This window comes from Paenibacillus thermotolerans (assembly GCF_028745515.1).
Taxonomy (GTDB): domain Bacteria; phylum Bacillota; class Bacilli; order Paenibacillales; family YIM-B00363; genus Paenibacillus_AE; species Paenibacillus_AE thermotolerans.
In genome coordinates this window covers 19,251-34,700 of sequence record NZ_JAQZSG010000039.1, presented here as the reverse complement: position 1 = coordinate 34,700, position 15,450 = coordinate 19,251, and the positions used below count along the sequence as shown (strand labels likewise).

Sequence of the window (15,450 nt, the reverse complement as noted above, 5' to 3'; positions counted from 1 at the left end):
CTTTCACCCTAGAGATGACGCCCATGCTGGGCGTACATAAAAAACCTCGCCCCTATTCAGGGACGAGGTTTCACTCGCGTTACCACCCTACTTCCGAGCATCTTCCGACACCCGGCGCTTCGAACGTATCCGTCAATACGCGTTCCGATAACGGCGGACGGCCGACGGAGCTTACTCTCTTAACGGTTTTCAGCCCGGATCTAAGAGATGATTTTCGGTCATTGTCCGTACATCGGCTCTCAGCAATCGCCGACTCTCTGTCGTACGGAGAAAATAACGTACTCGTTCTCTTCATCGATTTTGCAATATTCGGATAATTCATTGAATCGTACAACGGATCCCTTATTTTGTCAATCCATTGTGCGCTCTAGCCTGGATAACCCTCACACGCACTCGCCGACAAAATTGTAATAATATTGAAATATTACGTTCATCTTCCTTTAAGATAAACCGTATATAATACGAAACAACCCCCTTTTTTGATATAGATATTGTTAAGACCCGCAGCTAACGCCGCGGGTCTCTTTCTGTGCTTTTCGTGTTATTCCTTAAAGAACCTGCAATTTTCTCGCATTTTCCAATATTTTCAGAAAGCTTTGATAATCCTCGGACAGCACTTCGACGGGGCGGTCTCTAACAAGGAGCGTATTCAACCGCTCGATCTCCTGCTCCTTCTGTCTGAGATGCTCCCGAAGCCGTTCGATTTCTTTGCTCATGTTGGCCACCGTAAGCTTGAATCTGTTGACGATGCCTAGTACGTTGTCGAGCGGTTCCGTAATGGAATCTTGCACGTCTTGCTCAAGCTTCTTCTCCGCTATGGGCGGATTATGGGAAACGGCCGGTTTCTTCCCTCTATGATTTTTCGATAGCTTGGCAGCTTTTATCTCATCCTCGTATAGCTTCCTAACCGAAGCGTTCCATCGAAACCCGCAGGCGCTCGCGGTTCTATTTAACTGCTTTGCGGTTTCTTCGAATCCCTTGAGCTGCGTACTGCCGCTCCGAATATGCCTCAATACGGTTTCGGCCAGTATATTATCGTCTTCCGTCGTCCATTGATCTTTGCGTTCATGCTGCACTAGCATAGTTTCGACCCACCTTGGTTTCATATTTTTATTCCCCATTTTATCCATGAAATGAGATTTATATTCTCCGCGGCAGGCAAAGCGCTTATCGATAAACTATGTTAGTATTCAAACCCTTTTACTTTCGAAAAAACCATCGTATCCCTCGGCAGGCCCGTTACGTCGCACTGCTCTCGCCTAAGAATTCCTTCCAGCGTAAAGCCAAGCCGCTCGGCGACGCGTGCGCTTCTCGCATTGCGGGAATCGCAGCGTATTTCAATGCGGTTCGCTTGCAGGTCGCTTATGGCGAAATCGGTGATCGCCCGCACCGCTTCCGTTATATACCCTTGTCCGGCGAAAGAGGTGCGAACCCAATAGCCGGTTTCAAACTTCCGGGCTTTCCAGTCGATTCGATGCAAGCCGCTGCAGCCGACCAATTCGCCCGTATCCTTCAAGGTTAAGAGCAGCATCAGGTCGGTTCGTTCCAAAAACTGCATCCTCGCCTTGCGAATGCCGATTTCCGATTGCTCCGCGGTCGGAACGGATTGAGCCCACGGCATCCAAGGGCGGAGCTCCTTTATGCTTTCTTTCACGCCTTCGTTGACCTTCAGCCCGTCCCCCCATTGCGGAGCCCGGATGATCAGCCGCTCGCTTTCAAAGCTCTCGGGAAACTGAAGCATGATCGGATCAAATTCATAAGCTCCCATTGGTAACAGCCCCCTGCCGAAAATGTTTCCCGATAGAGTAACATACCGGTCTGTAATGTACAACCGTTTTCTTATCGGTTTGGGTTGCTTTTTTTACGGTTGGAAGTGTAAAATATCCAAGGAAAAAAGTAGCGAAGGAGCTGGAAGTATGCAAATGCTAACCGACCGACCGATAGCGGCATATTTCCTATTTGTATAAACACTGAGGCCGATATTTGCTTCGGTGTTTTTTTTGGATTATAGCGGAGGTGTCTCGTTGAATGAAATACAAAAGGATACTCATTAAGCTTAGCGGCGGCGCGGTAGCCGGAGACAGCGAATTCGGTTTTGATCCGGAGCGGCTCGAGCATATCGGCAATGAAATATTGTCGGTGGTGAATATGGGGGTCGAGGTTTCGATCGTCATTGGCGGCGGGAACATTTTTCGCGGAAATATGGGTGAAAATTGGGGCCTCGAGCGGGCGGAGGCCGATAATATCGGAACGCTTGCGACGGTGATCAACAGCTTGATGCTCAGAGGGGTACTCAAGAAGCTGACCAACAAAGAGGTTCGGGTCATGACCGCCATTCCGATCAGCTCGGTCGCCGAGCCGTATATCCGGCTTCGGGCGGTGCATCATCTCGAGAAGGGGTATATCGTTATTTTCGCCGGCGGAAACGGCCAGCCGTACGTTACGACGGATTATCCGTCCGTGCAAAGAGCGCTTGAGGTCAATTCGGATGCGCTCCTCGTAGCCAAGCAGGGAGTCGACGGCGTATTCAGCGCGGACCCAAGGCACGATGCAAACGCCAAAATGTACACCTCCCTTCATTATAACGACGTGCTGAACCATAATTTGAAGGTGATGGATCAATCCGCGTTCATCCTGGCTCGGGATCACAATTTGCCGATTCATGTGTTTAATTTCGATAAACCGGGCTCGATGAAGGCCATATGCGAAGGAGTGTCCATCGGAACGATCATTACGAAGGAATCCACGCTGCAGTACGTATGACACTTCGACTCACGCCAAAAGCTGGCCCGGGAATACCGGGCCAACGTAGGCTCGCCGTATCCGTCAATCGTGAGTGACCCGGCCGTCGCCCGTAATCGGATAAGCTTCCCCCAAATAAGTCGGCTTCGGCTTCGTAACATGCACAAAGATGAAATCCTTCACTCTCGCAAGCTTTTCTCTCGCCTCGTATTTTTCCGCGCCGAAGTACGTTCTCGGATCGCTGGCAACGCCGTACGCATCGATCCCGAGACGGCGCGCCACGTAGACGGACCGAATGAGATGGTATCCTTGGGTCACTACGATCACCGATTTCGTCTTGAAAATGTCTCTTGCGCGGTACGCGCTCTCATAGGTGCTAAAGCCCGCATGATCCATAAAAATATCCTCGGAGGGCACGCCCCTCTCCTCCAAAAACAGCCGCATCGCGTTTACTTCGTCGTACGCTTTCGTACCGTGATCTCCGCTGACGATTATTTTCGGCGCTTTCCCCGCTTCATACAATGCAAGCCCTTGCTCCAAACGGTCGTTAAGCATCGGCGATACGCTCGTTTCGGAATATACTCTGGCGCCTAATACAAGGATGGCATCCGCAGCAGGCGCCTGGCCGGCATCCGCGATATATGGAGCGGACGCCGTCTTCATCCAACCGTTGATCCCGAACATTCCCCCGGCTCCTGCCAATAGTACGGCGATTGCGGCATAGATGGCTATGACCCTTCTTCTTTTCATGATGAATGTTCCCCTTCTCCTATTAGCTCTATTTTCATCTTAAAGGAACCCGGCGCCGAAGTGAACTATGATTTCGGTGTTTATTTCCACATTATGGGCATAATGGGTGGTGTGGGGATATCACTTTACACCAAAAAGGAGGATCGCCATGGAAGCTGACATGAGCATGAACGATGTGGTGACTCAAATCGAGGAGCTGCAGCGAAGCGGGCAGCCGACGAACAAAAAGAAAATTAAAGAATCAAACCCGCAGCTGTTGAAGAACGCGCTTTACTACTTCCCCAGCTGGGAGCACGCGCTGCAAAGCGCGGAATCGCTGCATTAAGACTTGTGCCCGCTAAGAACGGAGCTTTCATGCTTCGTTCACAGGAACGTTAGAATAGTTCGGATCGTCCCGCACGGAGCCTCGTCTGCCTGCGGGACTCTTTGTTTTTTTCAGCCCGGAAGCGTACCCTTCACCATGTTGTATACGATCCGATGAGCAGGCACGCTGATTTGATGCTTGGCGGCAAGCCGGACAATGCTGCCGTTGATCCATTCGATTTCCGTCTCTCTTCCGGCAAGCACGTCCTGAAGCATGGAGGACGAATTGTCCGAAGTTTTCCTGCATACGTCAACCAGATGCTCCCAAAGCTCATCGGTAATCGGAAGCCCTTCTTTGCCAAGCACATCGCATGCTTCCCGATAAAGCATGTTCATAGCATCCATATAATAAGCCGAAGAAAGAAGCGTGCCGTTCTTGATTTTCAAAATCGCGGTCAAAGGATTGATTACCGAATTGACCAAGAGCTTCCGGTACATCGCTTCTCCGATTCGATCCGTCGCTTCCGCCCGAAAGCCGGCTGCGGACAATACTTCGGCGAGCGGCTTCGCCTCCGCGTACGTACCCGCCGCATGCACGCTTCCGATCAAAGTGACACCGCGGCCCGTATGCCGCACTTCGTTCGGCGCCGTCTTCTTGGCTCCTTCGGTCGTCACAGCGGCATAAAGCCTCTCGGCCGGTATTCCCGCTTCCGCAAGGCGCTCCAGGTGGCCGACGCCGTTCTGGAAGCAAACGAGCTTCGCCCTTCCCTTCGCCATTCCGGCTAACCGTTGCAGCATACTGGAATCGATATGGGTTTGCTTCACCATAAGCATGATCCAATCCCAATCGATGCCGGACGGCGCTTCGTCCGCTGCCGTGCCGAATGACTCGGCGTTAGACGCGCGAACCCGGGCCGCATGCTTCCCTTCAAGGATTTGTATCCCGCTCCGCCGGATGCGCTCCGCCTGCTCCGAACCATGCGTAAGCAGATCCACGCGCAAGCTCAACCCCGAACCGTTCGCCCCCGCAAGCCTCGCCGCATACAGCAGGCCAAGCGAGCCCGCGCCGATAATCAACATATTCATGCTTATACCCCCATTTCTTGCCGCACGGTTTGCCTTTCGCGCTTCACTTCGTGATTCTTGTCCCTCTTTACGTTATTATAACGGAAGAGGTGAACATCCTTGAACGTAAGATTCAAGTCCAACAGCGATTACAGTATTACACATTATTTGCGCGTGCTCCGCAAGTACGGCGAAGTAACGACGCTGCTAAAAAGAAAACAAACCGATCCGGACGTTATCGTTGCCTTACAAGGCGACGTATTGTCGAAGCTGTTCGAAATTATGGATGAAATCGGCAGGACGATTGAAATGAGCGAGAATACCGGCGCGGATGCCGAGGAAGTGCCCTTGATCGCCGAAATCATGACGGAACAGTAAGCTCCACAACCGGCAACAACGAAATAAAACCCCCGGCTTCATGACTGCTGACGGCAGCCGGGGCGCCGATGGTTCAAATTCGTATCTTTGCACTGCCATTAGTTTCCTGTAATATAGTAGGAAAATGACACCAACTTGTTCCACTAGACAACAGGGCGGCGATTTCATTGACGAACAAACTGCTATACAATGCGCTTCTGCCAATCCTCATATGCTTCATCTCCTTTTCCTCCGTATATTTGAACCGAACGGAGCATCCGGCCGCAATGCTTGCGATAGGCGCCGGTTTGTTTATTAGCATCCTCATCGACAAAAAAAGCAACCGATTGTTCATCATGCAGCTGTTCTTCCTCTTTATGTTTCATTGGCTGAGTCAATTAAATTGGTGTATCAGCATTTATTTGATCGTTCTGATCAGACAGCTGGCATTGTTCGATCATGCGCTAAATCCGTCTTTACTACCCTTGTCATCTTGACCACGTACAGCCTGATCCGGTTATCCTACTCCGATCTTAACGATTATTCGCTGCTGATTACTTTTTCCGATATTCTCGGTTCGTTCGCGGTCGTCGTACTCGTCTGGTATGTCAAAAATGCGGAAATCGAGAAAGAAAAATTACGAGAAGCGAACAACAAATTGCTTCAGTCCGATGCGCTCACCGGCTTGCTGAATTATCACGAATTCCGCAAAAATCTTGAGCAAATGACGGCTCAAAACAAAAACACTTGCGTCGCCATCGTCGACTTTTACAATATCAAGACGCTAAACGTACAAGTAGGCTATCAGCGCGTAAACGAGACGTTGAAATGGATCGCCGATCAATTGACGCTGCAGTTTCCCGAATCCGCGATCTGCCGATACAGCGGGGGGCAGTTTGCGCTAGCGGTACAATGGGACGGCAAAGACGATGTCGTCGCGAAAATCGCGGGTTTTTTCGACGGCAGCGTGATCTCTTCGACCGGCTTGCAGGTCATCTACGGCTATTCGTTCTCCAACGGGCGAACGAGCGACGTCATTATCGCGGAGATAGAAAACCAGCTTTTCTACAAAGAAAGAGAATTGTGGCTGAAGCGGGACGAGCACATATTCCGAGCGGACAAGCTGAATACAATCGGGGAATTGGCTGCGGGCATGGCTCATGAAATACGAAATCCGTTGACCACGATCAAGGGCTTCCTTCAACTCGCGAAAAGCAATCAATACAGCAACATGGAGCAGTTTCACGACATCATCATGAGCGAAATAACAAGGGTTAGCGAGCTGACGGCGGAATTTCTGCAGTTCTCCAAACCGCAAGCGACGAAAATGAAAACGGAAGCCGTACAAAAATGTATACATCGGGCCGTCGCCATTACCGAAAACGAGGTTTCCCGCAACGGACATCAGCTTGTACTTGAAATGCAGGAGGAGCCCCCCCTTCCGGTCAAGGTCGACCGCGATAAAATTACCCAGGTGCTCGTGAATTTAATTAAGAACGCAGTGGAAGCGATGCCGGAGGTCGGCAAGCTTACCGTCAGGGCATACGAGCATGAACAATCGGCAATCGTCGAAGTGGAAGACAGCGGGATCGGCATGACCGAGGACACGAAGAACAAGCTGTTCGAACCTTTCTTTACGACTAAAGAGAACGGTACGGGGCTTGGCCTGCCGATTACCCATAAAATTATTCAGGACCACGGGGGAAAAGTGGATGTCCGAAGCGCAATCGGACAAGGCACGGTGTTTTCGATTATGCTGCCGCTCGCTAAGTCGGAGGATTGAATCCGCGCCGCTTGGATTTATATACGGAATTTGGTATTATACAAACGGATGTTCTACTCTATGATCATTGGAGGCTGTAAAGATGAGCGCTGCATTTACGATCCGCGACCATTTGCTGCACGAGCTGGAGCATGGGGTTCGCACAAGCAAAGGACTAATAAGCAGAATCGCGCCGGAGCAGTGGAGCTACCGCCCGAAAGAAAACATGCGGACGCTACTGGAGCTGACGCACCATCTCGTCATGATACCCGCGACCGACCTCGCTATTTTGCAGGAAAAGCAAGGACCCGAGTTCGATAAGATTGAAGGGGATATCAAGTCGGTAACGAATCCGGAACAGCTGTGCGACCTGATGCAGCAAAGCTATGAGGCGCTGCGTGAGTACATGCTTTCGCTGAGCGAAGACGATTTTCTGAACAAAGCGACCAAGCCTTTCTACTCGGACGCAAGCAGCGTGCAGGTCAAATAGCTCATCGAAATCGTCACCCATCTGTTCCACCACCGTGCACAGCTGTTCAATTATTTGAAAGAGCTCGGACATGACGTGAATATGTTCTCTTTATATTAAGAAGGAGCTTGCGCGTAATTTCGCGCAAGCTTTTTTCTCATATAAAGTTAACGGGAACGAATGTCCGCTGAGATGGGGAAGTTTACATTGTGTTCCGCTAATTTCGCTCGAAACCGCATACCTAAGAATAAACTCCTTTTTGGCGCATCGGGTTATTGTCCGCCCGCAGCCTGCGGCGCCTCGCCCGTGCCGATCTTTGTCGTCTCCTTCGTCGGACGGGTCGCAAAGTAAAGAACGAGCAGCAGCGAGAAGCCTCCGAACCATAAAACCATATGTTGAAGTCCCATCATATCGAGCAAGAGGCCTGTGCATAGCAACACCACCTGAAATAAGACACGATCGTACATGGTACGGAACGAGAAGAAGCGGCCATGGTACTCCCTCGGAATCTGGGTTTGGAAAAAAGTCGAGGCAATCGGGAAGAAGCAGCCTACGCTTATGCCGAACAATCCGAACGCGATCAGCGACATCGGTTTGCTGTCGGCAAAAAACAGCAGCAGGTGAGAAACCCCCACCATAGCGGAAAGAGCTACAAGCCGCTGCATCATCGTGCCGAAAGAAAGCCGTTTGACGAGGAACGTACCCAGCATAAAGCAAGTGCCTTCCACCGTATACAGCAAGCCTTTGATCGTAGAGTCGTGCTGAAGCTCGCTAATATTGATCACCATCAGATTGAAGCCGCCGATAAACAATGTCGGGATGATCATAAGGAGCAATATTCTCGTTACGACCGGCATGCCTTTCAGCAGCGGGATGACTTCACTAAAGCCCTTGGCGTTCCTCGCGCCGCCTGCCGTACGTCGTAACTCTTGACGTTCATCCGTCTCGTTGACGTTCAAAAACCATGTAGCGGCCAGCAATACGGCGTAAGCAACCAACGAAGCCGCATACAGCGAGTAAAGGCTCATTACGGTCAACATCAAACCGGCGAGCGCGGTTCCGGCGATTCTGCCGATCGTGCCGACGTTCATATGGATGCCGTTCATCGTCAACAAATCTTTCTCCGCAACCGCCAGCGGGATGACCGCTTGCAAGGCGGGAAAATAGAACGCAGCCGAGATCTGCAGCGATATCGCAAACATGACCATCCACAGTACGGATTGTTCGTGCAAGGCGACGAACATAAAACAAACGCTAATCATGCGGCCGACGCCCGAGTAAAGCAATACCGTCTTTTTCTTGCTCGAATCGATGATCCGGCCTGCAAGCGGCCCGATCAGCACCCCGGCCAGAAGACCGATAAATAAAATCAGCGACTTCATGAAATCGGACGGCACATGCTGCTGCATAAATTCAAGATTGCCGATGATAGAAGTCCATAATCCCAAGCCGGCGATCAATTCGCCGAGCCAAATAATCCATACGTTACGGTTTCTCCACATGAGAATCTCCCCTATTCCGCGGTCAATTCAAACCACTTTACATTCGCTTCATGCTTCGTTAACGAATCAAGATCGAGCTCAACACCCGCCTCCTTCGCCGCTTCCTTCAGCCGGCTGCGCTGGGTCTCGGTCGGCTTTTGCCTCTCCAGCAGCCCTTCGAAGTTGCCGGATGCTACCTTCTCTCGCGTCTCCGGCTTTAATTGATCGAGCAGCTCGTAGATCGCTCCCGCGGCTTTGCCGTACCCGACGCCGTAGCCGCTGTCCGTCCCCGTCAGAAATCGGTCCGGATATTTCTCAATCAACTCGATATAATCTTTCAATCCGTCGGCGCTTGCCGGATTGCCCGCCGTAAAGCCGGCGAAAAAATCGATGTACAAATTATCGTGCTTCTTCAGCAGTCGCTCCAAATTGTCCGGCGTATTATATACGTTGCCGTGCCCGAAAATAAAAGCCGTGTCCGGGAACTTGTCGAGCGCTTCCGCCAGCCTGACGATCGGTGCGCCGGTCGGCGGATCGATATGAAGCAGATTCGGTGCGTCATACTCGGCACAAAGCTCATAGATGGCCGGCAAATTGCCGTCCATCGGGTGATTCGCCTTCCACTCCAGCTTGCTCGTAACCGGCGAATGGGTGGAAGCGGCAACCGTCTCGCCGATGCCGAGATACCCTTGCTCAAGGTTATCCTTCACAGTCTTCAAACCGTCTTCTCCATGCATATCAAAGCCTGAGAAGAACGGAATGACGCGATCCGGATGCTTTTTGTACACGTCCCAAGTCAATCGGTCCGACCCGACCGCCGACGGCTCCGAAATGTTGCCGAACAGCACGACCCTATCAATCCCGTAACGATCCCATAAAGGTATGGCATTCCGTCTCGCGGCATCGTGATTATGTACGTCGATGACTTTCAAAGCTTTATACGTTTCCCATAGCGGCGGCTCATCTGCAGTTATTGCCTCTTGCGGCCTCTCTGCGGCCGCGGTTTCCTGCTGCTTATCCTCAACTACTGCTTCTGTTTCTTCTATTTCATCCCGCTGTCCGGCGGTCGCGCATCCCGTAACGATACACAGCAGCAATACTCCGGCAAGCCGCTTTCTCTTTTTCATCGAAGGATGTAATAAGAGTTGTTCGGGTTTCATCGACATTTTTCACCTTTTTTCCTATAATAAAGTCAATAGCAATAAATACCGTTCTGGAGTTGATTCCAATTTTATTCGCAGTTGCGTTTCTACTGTCCTTTTTCATCGTCTACTTCTTAATTCCGCCGCTCGGAAAACTGGCCTTCCGCATTAATTTCGTGGACAAGCCCCGTAAAGACGTCGAGCGCAAGCTTCACCGCGAACCGATTCCGCTCACGGCAAGCTATGCGATCTTTGCCGGCTTTGCGGTCACATACCTGCTTCTTGCAACGAACGAGCCGGCCCAAACCGCCGCCATCTTTTGCGGATCGCTATTATTATTAATCATCGGTACGATTGACGATTGGTACAAGACGAACGGTAAAGATTTTCCCGCTTTGCCGAAGCTGTTGGTGCAGGTTTCGGCGGCCGTCCTCGTCTATTTGTCAGGCATTGCGTTTACCGGCTTCTATAATCCGATCACCGAACAGTATGTGCTCCTGCCGGTATGGCTGCAGTTTATATTAACGATTCTTTGGATTTTCGGCGTGACGACGGTCATTAATTTTTCGGACGGAATGGACGGGCTGGCAGGCGGCCTTTCGGCCATCTCCGCCGTAACGTTGTTTGTGGTCGCTCTTGCCAAAGGACAGGACAATTCGGCGTTCATGGCCATCATCCTGGTCGGCGTTGCGCTCGCTTATTTGCGGTATAACAAACCGCCGGCAAAAATTTTCATGGGCGACGCGGGAGCGACGTTCCTCGGCTTTATCCTCAGCGTGATTGCACTGGACGGCGTATTTAAGCAAGCTACGGTGCTTTCGGTCTTTATTCCGATTCTCGCGCTCGGAGTGCCGATCTTCGACAACCTGTTCGTTGTCGCCAGACGCTTCCTGCAAGGCAAGCCGATTTACCAAGCCGACGCAAGCCAAGCCCATTACCGGCTGCTGCGCACCGGCATGAATCCGAAGCAGGTTGTAGCTTTCTTATGCTTGATCAGCGTCTGCTTGAGCCTATCCTCCATCATCCTGCTGCTCGTTCAACTGTAATGCAATGATGATAAAATAACCAGTATCTAAAGAAAGGCGGTTGAGCGTTTGATGCGTACTTTTGTCATTGAGCCTATTGAATATGCCGGCTTTGACGACGAGGCCGAACAGATCGAGAAATGCAAGGAATGGGGACTGTTGTCCGAAAAAGCTTCCAAATCGAAAGTGTTTTACTATAAAGGCGGCGGAACGAATCTGCCTTGCTCGGTTGTCGGCTACGTAGACGATATAACGGCCGTCATTGAATTTGATAACGGGCAAAAGCACTGCATTCACCCGTCCTATTTAAAGGAGATGCAGGCAGCGAATTACGGGCAGCGTCTGACGGCGGCTTCCGAGGATTCGGCGGAGTCTCCGGCTGAAGCGGCAGAGGCTGACAGCCCGCAGGCCGCACCGGCTGTAAAAACGGAAGCCGCTGCCGATAAGCCTAAACCCGCCGCGGCTCCCGCGAAAGAGAAAGAGAAAGAGAAAGCGCCCAAGAAGGAAAAGCTTCAGCTGCCCGAGGAGAAGGTCAAAATGACCGCCACCGTACAGCAATTTACAACGGTGCCGAACAACTTCTCCGACACCGACGATGAAGTGATCGTTTATGATGCGGTAAAAATTGTCGAACCCGAGCTGGAAATCGGCGCCGCATGGTCGAGCCATAGCGCAACGTTAAAGAAGCTGGAGCTCGCCGTCGGGGATACGATCACCTTTGAAGCCAAGATTGTCGCTAAGAAGCTTACGAAGCATCCGGTGCAGTACAAAATCAACAATCCGGCCAAAATTCAAAAGTCCTAAATCACACACAGAGCAGGAGCCGCTCGTTCACATCGGCTCCTGCTTTTTGTTTTCGATATGAATGACCGTAATACGGTCCCATATTTGTTTCCAATTTTTCTTCACGATTCGTTCCTCATAGATGCTTGCTCTTTCCAGGGTCTCCTGAAAGAACGGCGTCGGCCGAACCTTCAAGCCGATTGCATCGCCGATTCCGCACGGAGCGGCGAGAACCGGCTCATCATGCACGTCCAGCTTAAGACCTAAGGCCGTCGCCGTCTCCGGAAACTTCGAAATGGCGTCGACCGACGACATATAAGGCTCAAGACCGTTCACTTTATGCATTCTCGCCTCGTTTTTCACGGACCATGGAATGCCGGGATGAATGCCGTGCAGCTTCGCTTCGAGCAGCTTCTCCGCGCTCTCCTCGGTGTTGGATGGGTCGAAGTAAATAACATCGACGTCCGGCAGCTTCGTTCTTTCGGCAAACCCGTGCAGCACGTCCCATATTTTGGCCCGTACGAAGCCGGCGCACACCCACCAGTCGGGCAGCTGCAGCGATCCGGCCGTGCGCAGGATGCCCATCATCCACTCGTCTTCTTTGACTAGCTGCAGGATTTGAGCCTCGGTTTCGATGTTCATGTTGCCACCTTGATGGCGTCGCCCTTGGCGATTACGCCTTCCCGCTCGACCGAGCAAACGATGCCTCTTAGCTTTTTGGCCGCGGGGACGAATTTAGTGCGAATCCCGCTTATTCCGCTCATCGCTTCGATCACCTTCCCCGGCCCGATGCAAGGCAAGTTTTCGCCTTCGCAAATAAGACCCGTCCCGTTCGGAAAAACAAGACGTGTGCCGCTCGGCAGCTCGGTTAACGTCTCGATGCCGCTCACTACTATATTGGCGCCAAGCCACTCGGGTTTGATTTCAGGCAATCCCAGATGCTCGGCGATGAGGGCGCAGTCTTCCAGCGAAACGATGCTGATTTGGCGCCGGTTGGCGATTAACGTGCCGCGCGGGTAAATCTTTTGTCTGGAGTCTGCCGGCCGAAGAAGCCCGTAATGGCGGTCTCCCGGAATGCCGCCCAGCTCGACGTTGATGATGTCCACTTCCCTCGTCACGAACGTCGAAGGATCGTCAGCCAGCATGACGCGCTCGACAACAGCCTGTTCGTTCATATTCACTCTTTTTCTCCTTCTAGCATATCTATCGATTGGTGTAATTTTCATTATATCGCTTTGGACCCGGATCTTCGAGCCTTATGGGACGGATTATGCAAATATTGCCGAAGGACGGGGAAACGCTGTTTCGTTATATCGGCGACTTTCATCGGAAGGCTTACAGTAAGCGGTAAGCTACCCGCCGCTTCCCTTGCCGCTACATCGTTTGGGATGCCCCGACGCCGGGCGTTTCGGTGAAAAACAACCGGTTGCGGAACGCCCACAGCCATATGACGAGTTGAATCGCGCCGGAGAAGAGAAACGCGGTGACGGCGCCGAAATGCTCCGAAAGCGCGCCTCCGATTACCGTACCGAGCGGAATGGTGGCGAACACCAGAAAGCGGATCGTGGTGGTCGCCCGGCCCATCAACTCGCTTGGAATGACGGATTGGCGCAGGCTAAGCGATTGCACATTCCAAAGCACGACAGCGAAGCCGTAAATCGCATAAGCGATCAGCATTACCGTCGTTTGCTCCACGAACACGACCAAAAACGGCGTCACGATCTGCAACGATAAGGAGAAAACCATCACAATACCAAGCCGCAGCCGTTTGAAAAATTTCGCGGCTGCCAATGACCCGATCACAGTCCCTACACCCCAGCCAGCCATGACGAACCCCGCCGCTTTGGAATCGAGCCCCATCTCCGTCTGCAGCCGATACAACATGGCTGGGTTCATCGCAAGCGCGCTCAGGTTGATCATCATGGCAAGAACCGTAAGCGGGCGGATGAGCGAGTGGTTCATGACATAGCGGACGCCCTCGCCGATCTGCTTCATCATCCGTTGTGCGGTTAGCCGTTCCCGATCGCCGCCTTCACCCTTGAAGGATGACGATATCATTCGAAGACTGAGCACGGAAATCAGGAACGAAGCCGCCGTAAACGAAAGGGTGTACGAGCCGCCGAACCAGGAGATTAGCAAGCCTGCAATGGCTGGCCCCGATAATTGACTGACCGAAATGCCGCCCTGCAGCGCGGCGTTCGCTTCTTGCAGCTGTTTTTTCGTAACGATGCTTGGCAGACTCGCAACGTACCCGGCGTCGAATAATGCGCCCATCGCGCTCATGCCGCCCTGCACGATAAACAAATGCACGGGATGAAGCTCCCGGAACAAAGCCGCGATCGGTATCGAAGCCGTTAATACCAACCTTCCGGCGTTGGCGGCCAGCATCAACAGCTTTCGGTCGTGGCGGTCCGCCAGCGCTCCGAACGGCAAAGACAAAAGCAAATAAGGCAAAAAACCGACAGCCATTGCAATGCCTAAAACCGTCGCGGAACCGGTAATTTGCAGCAGCAGCCAAGGCAGCACGAACAGATGCACCGCCGAACCGAACTCGCATACGGTTTGTCCGGAAATAAACCAAACGAACTGCTTATTTTTCCATAATCGTTCTTCCACCGGGGGCCTCCGTATTACACCAACCCGATCGCGATCAATGCGACAACGTTAGCCGCAAAGTGCGCGATCCAGCCGGCAAATATATTTCTTGTTCGGTAATAAATAATCCCGAAGACGACGCTGTCCAAAAATACGGTGGTCAAATCCGCCCCGACAACAAGCGGGCCGCCCTCCGACAAGTGGATCAGCGCAAACAACAAAGAAGTAACTACGATGGCTGCTGCCGGACGCATGTACCATGCGAACCGTTCCTGAAACAGCCCCCGGAATGCAATTTCTTCTCCATAAGCCGCAAAAAGCAGCGCCACGACGACATTGAAATTCAAGCCGTTTTGGATTAGCGGTACCCTGGCATGGAGATGATCGAACACCTCCGGCAGAAACGTTTTAAAAGTGACGGTGTACAATACCTGCAGCACAACGACAAGCCCGAACCAGTGCCAATTTTGCCTGATATCGCTCCAAAGCCCTTTAATCCGAGCATTATCGCCGCCTCGAATATTGTGTTCGACGAAAAAATAGACGATAGGGATGATCGCGGCAATGAGCGCCAGCTGCTTATTCGACCATGTCAAAATAAACATGACGAACAAGATCAATAAAACTTCAAAAAACGCCCTTCGATTCGGAACACGTTGTTTTAACCGTTTACTCTCTTCCACTTTTCGACACCCTTTTCATCATTTATGTTTGCCTTTGTACAGCACGATTCCGATCATGACCGCCGCAAACATCCATATAAAATAAGGTCGTTCCATGCTCGTATTTTGCGACACCCATCCGTACAACACGCTTGCGCACGCGATGACCGGCACAATTACGGCCGCTAAGCGCTTTGCGTTGAACAATTCGCTTCCCTCCCCGACTCTCTTCTCTACATCGGCAAGTATACGGATGGCGCGGTTATTTAGGGAGTGACGTTGGTCATTAACTTTCGTCCTAAAAAGAAAAAACG

General features: G+C 51.8%; 18 protein-coding genes, 1 pseudogene and 1 other annotated feature. Of the genes and pseudogenes, 8 read left to right on the top strand and 11 right to left on the bottom strand.

What is annotated here, in order from left to right; all coding sequences use genetic code 11:
• Window positions 1-55 precede the first annotated feature (55 nt).
• Window positions 56-304, bottom strand: a binding site (T-box leader).
• A 244-nt stretch (window positions 305-548) separates the two neighbouring features.
• Window positions 549-1,082, bottom strand: a complete 534-nt coding sequence (locus PT964_RS22760; RefSeq protein WP_274365659.1) for an RsfA family transcriptional regulator — start codon at window positions 1,080-1,082, stop codon at window positions 549-551.
• 101 nt (window positions 1,083-1,183) lie between these two features.
• Window positions 1,184-1,768 (bottom strand): GNAT family N-acetyltransferase, encoded by a 585-nt coding sequence (locus PT964_RS22755; protein WP_274365658.1) that lies wholly within the window; start codon window positions 1,766-1,768, stop codon window positions 1,184-1,186.
• A gap of 260 nt (window positions 1,769-2,028) precedes the next feature.
• On the opposite strand from PT964_RS22755, the gene pyrH reads away from it, so the two are divergent.
• Window positions 2,029-2,763, top strand: coding sequence for a UMP kinase (gene pyrH, locus PT964_RS22750; protein ID WP_274365657.1), 735 nt, complete (start codon window positions 2,029-2,031; stop codon window positions 2,761-2,763).
• A gap of 63 nt (window positions 2,764-2,826) precedes the next feature.
• Here the strand turns inward: pyrH and PT964_RS22745 are convergent, their stop codons facing one another.
• Window positions 2,827-3,492: a SanA/YdcF family protein gene (locus PT964_RS22745; protein WP_274365656.1), complete on the bottom strand. Its 666-nt coding sequence runs from the start codon at window positions 3,490-3,492 to the stop codon at window positions 2,827-2,829.
• 148 nt (window positions 3,493-3,640) lie between these two features.
• On the opposite strand from PT964_RS22745, the gene PT964_RS22740 reads away from it, so the two are divergent.
• The gene (locus PT964_RS22740) at window positions 3,641-3,817 is read left to right on the top strand and encodes a hypothetical protein (RefSeq protein WP_274365655.1); all 177 of its coding nucleotides are present in this window, start codon (window positions 3,641-3,643) and stop codon (window positions 3,815-3,817) included.
• 110 nt (window positions 3,818-3,927) lie between these two features.
• Here the strand turns inward: PT964_RS22740 and PT964_RS22735 are convergent, their stop codons facing one another.
• Entirely contained in the window at window positions 3,928-4,881 is a 954-nt protein-coding gene (locus PT964_RS22735; protein ID WP_274365654.1) for a ketopantoate reductase family protein, read from the bottom strand.
• Between the two features lie 99 nt (window positions 4,882-4,980).
• On the opposite strand from PT964_RS22735, the gene PT964_RS22730 reads away from it, so the two are divergent.
• From PT964_RS22730 to PT964_RS22715, 4 genes and pseudogenes are all read left to right on the top strand, one after another.
• The gene (locus PT964_RS22730; RefSeq protein WP_274365653.1) at window positions 4,981-5,238 is read left to right on the top strand and encodes a hypothetical protein; all 258 of its coding nucleotides are present in this window, start codon (window positions 4,981-4,983) and stop codon (window positions 5,236-5,238) included.
• Between the two features lie 167 nt (window positions 5,239-5,405).
• Entirely contained in the window at window positions 5,406-5,714 is a 309-nt protein-coding gene (locus tag PT964_RS22725) for a hypothetical protein (protein WP_274365652.1), read from the top strand.
• Window positions 5,711-7,000 carry an ATP-binding protein gene (locus PT964_RS22720; protein WP_274365651.1) on the top strand — a complete coding sequence of 430 codons (1,290 nt, stop codon included), beginning with the start codon at window positions 5,711-5,713 and terminating at the stop codon, window positions 6,998-7,000. Before PT964_RS22725 ends, PT964_RS22720 begins: the two co-directional genes overlap by 4 nt.
• Before the next feature lie 82 nt (window positions 7,001-7,082).
• Window positions 7,083-7,568: pseudogene (locus PT964_RS22715) on the top strand (DinB family protein).
• Window positions 7,569-7,720: 152 nt separating this feature from the next.
• Here the strand turns inward: PT964_RS22715 and PT964_RS22710 are convergent.
• Together PT964_RS22710 and PT964_RS22705 are read right to left on the bottom strand one after the other, a co-directional pair.
• Window positions 7,721-8,950, bottom strand: coding sequence for an MFS transporter (locus PT964_RS22710; RefSeq protein WP_274365650.1), 1,230 nt, complete (start codon window positions 8,948-8,950; stop codon window positions 7,721-7,723).
• Window positions 8,951-8,961: 11 nt separating this feature from the next.
• Window positions 8,962-10,089 carry an amidohydrolase family protein gene (locus PT964_RS22705; RefSeq protein WP_274365649.1) on the bottom strand — a complete coding sequence of 376 codons (1,128 nt, stop codon included), beginning with the start codon at window positions 10,087-10,089 and terminating at the stop codon, window positions 8,962-8,964.
• A gap of 68 nt (window positions 10,090-10,157) precedes the next feature.
• Between PT964_RS22705 and PT964_RS22700 the strand changes: the two genes are divergently transcribed.
• Complete coding sequence (locus PT964_RS22700; protein ID WP_425262787.1) at window positions 10,158-11,117, top strand: MraY family glycosyltransferase; 960 nt, start codon at window positions 10,158-10,160, stop codon at window positions 11,115-11,117.
• A gap of 48 nt (window positions 11,118-11,165) precedes the next feature.
• Window positions 11,166-11,900, top strand: coding sequence for a hypothetical protein (locus PT964_RS22695; RefSeq protein WP_274365647.1), 735 nt, complete (start codon window positions 11,166-11,168; stop codon window positions 11,898-11,900).
• A gap of 27 nt (window positions 11,901-11,927) precedes the next feature.
• Here the strand turns inward: PT964_RS22695 and PT964_RS22690 are convergent, their stop codons facing one another.
• From PT964_RS22690 to PT964_RS22670, 5 genes are all read right to left on the bottom strand, one after another.
• Complete coding sequence (locus PT964_RS22690) at window positions 11,928-12,521, bottom strand: nucleotidyltransferase family protein (RefSeq protein WP_274365646.1); 594 nt, start codon at window positions 12,519-12,521, stop codon at window positions 11,928-11,930.
• A complete protein-coding gene (locus tag PT964_RS22685; RefSeq protein WP_274365645.1) occupies window positions 12,518-13,054 on the bottom strand; it encodes an MOSC domain-containing protein in 537 nt (178 codons plus the stop codon). The genes PT964_RS22690 and PT964_RS22685 overlap by 4 nt, the downstream gene beginning before the upstream one ends.
• A 199-nt stretch (window positions 13,055-13,253) precedes the next feature.
• Window positions 13,254-14,495, bottom strand: coding sequence for an MFS transporter (locus tag PT964_RS22680; RefSeq protein ID WP_274365644.1), 1,242 nt, complete (start codon window positions 14,493-14,495; stop codon window positions 13,254-13,256).
• A 14-nt stretch (window positions 14,496-14,509) separates the two neighbouring features.
• Entirely contained in the window at window positions 14,510-15,157 is a 648-nt protein-coding gene (locus tag PT964_RS22675; RefSeq protein WP_274365643.1) for a CPBP family intramembrane glutamic endopeptidase, read from the bottom strand.
• Window positions 15,158-15,175: 18 nt separating this feature from the next.
• Complete coding sequence (locus PT964_RS22670; protein WP_274365642.1) at window positions 15,176-15,343, bottom strand: hypothetical protein; 168 nt, start codon at window positions 15,341-15,343, stop codon at window positions 15,176-15,178.
• Window positions 15,344-15,450: the final 107 nt, after the last annotated feature.

Coding starts and splice junctions, on each gene's coding strand:
- PT964_RS22760 (WP_274365659.1), bottom strand. CDS start 1,082: ATGCTAGTGCAGCATGAACGCAAAGATCAATGGACGACGGAAGACGAT.
- PT964_RS22755 (WP_274365658.1), bottom strand. CDS start 1,768: ATGGGAGCTTATGAATTTGATCCGATCATGCTTCAGTTTCCCGAGAGC.
- pyrH (WP_274365657.1), top strand. CDS start 2,029: ATGAAATACAAAAGGATACTCATTAAGCTTAGCGGCGGCGCGGTAGCC.
- PT964_RS22745 (WP_274365656.1), bottom strand. CDS start 3,492: ATGAAAAGAAGAAGGGTCATAGCCATCTATGCCGCAATCGCCGTACTA.
- PT964_RS22740 (WP_274365655.1), top strand. CDS start 3,641: ATGGAAGCTGACATGAGCATGAACGATGTGGTGACTCAAATCGAGGAG.
- PT964_RS22735 (WP_274365654.1), bottom strand. CDS start 4,881: ATGAATATGTTGATTATCGGCGCGGGCTCGCTTGGCCTGCTGTATGCG.
- PT964_RS22710 (WP_274365650.1), bottom strand. CDS start 8,950: ATGTGGAGAAACCGTAACGTATGGATTATTTGGCTCGGCGAATTGATC.
- PT964_RS22705 (WP_274365649.1), bottom strand. CDS start 10,089: ATGAAACCCGAACAACTCTTATTACATCCTTCGATGAAAAAGAGAAAG.
- PT964_RS22690 (WP_274365646.1), bottom strand. CDS start 12,521: ATGAACATCGAAACCGAGGCTCAAATCCTGCAGCTAGTCAAAGAAGAC.
- PT964_RS22685 (WP_274365645.1), bottom strand. CDS start 13,054: ATGAACGAACAGGCTGTTGTCGAGCGCGTCATGCTGGCTGACGATCCT.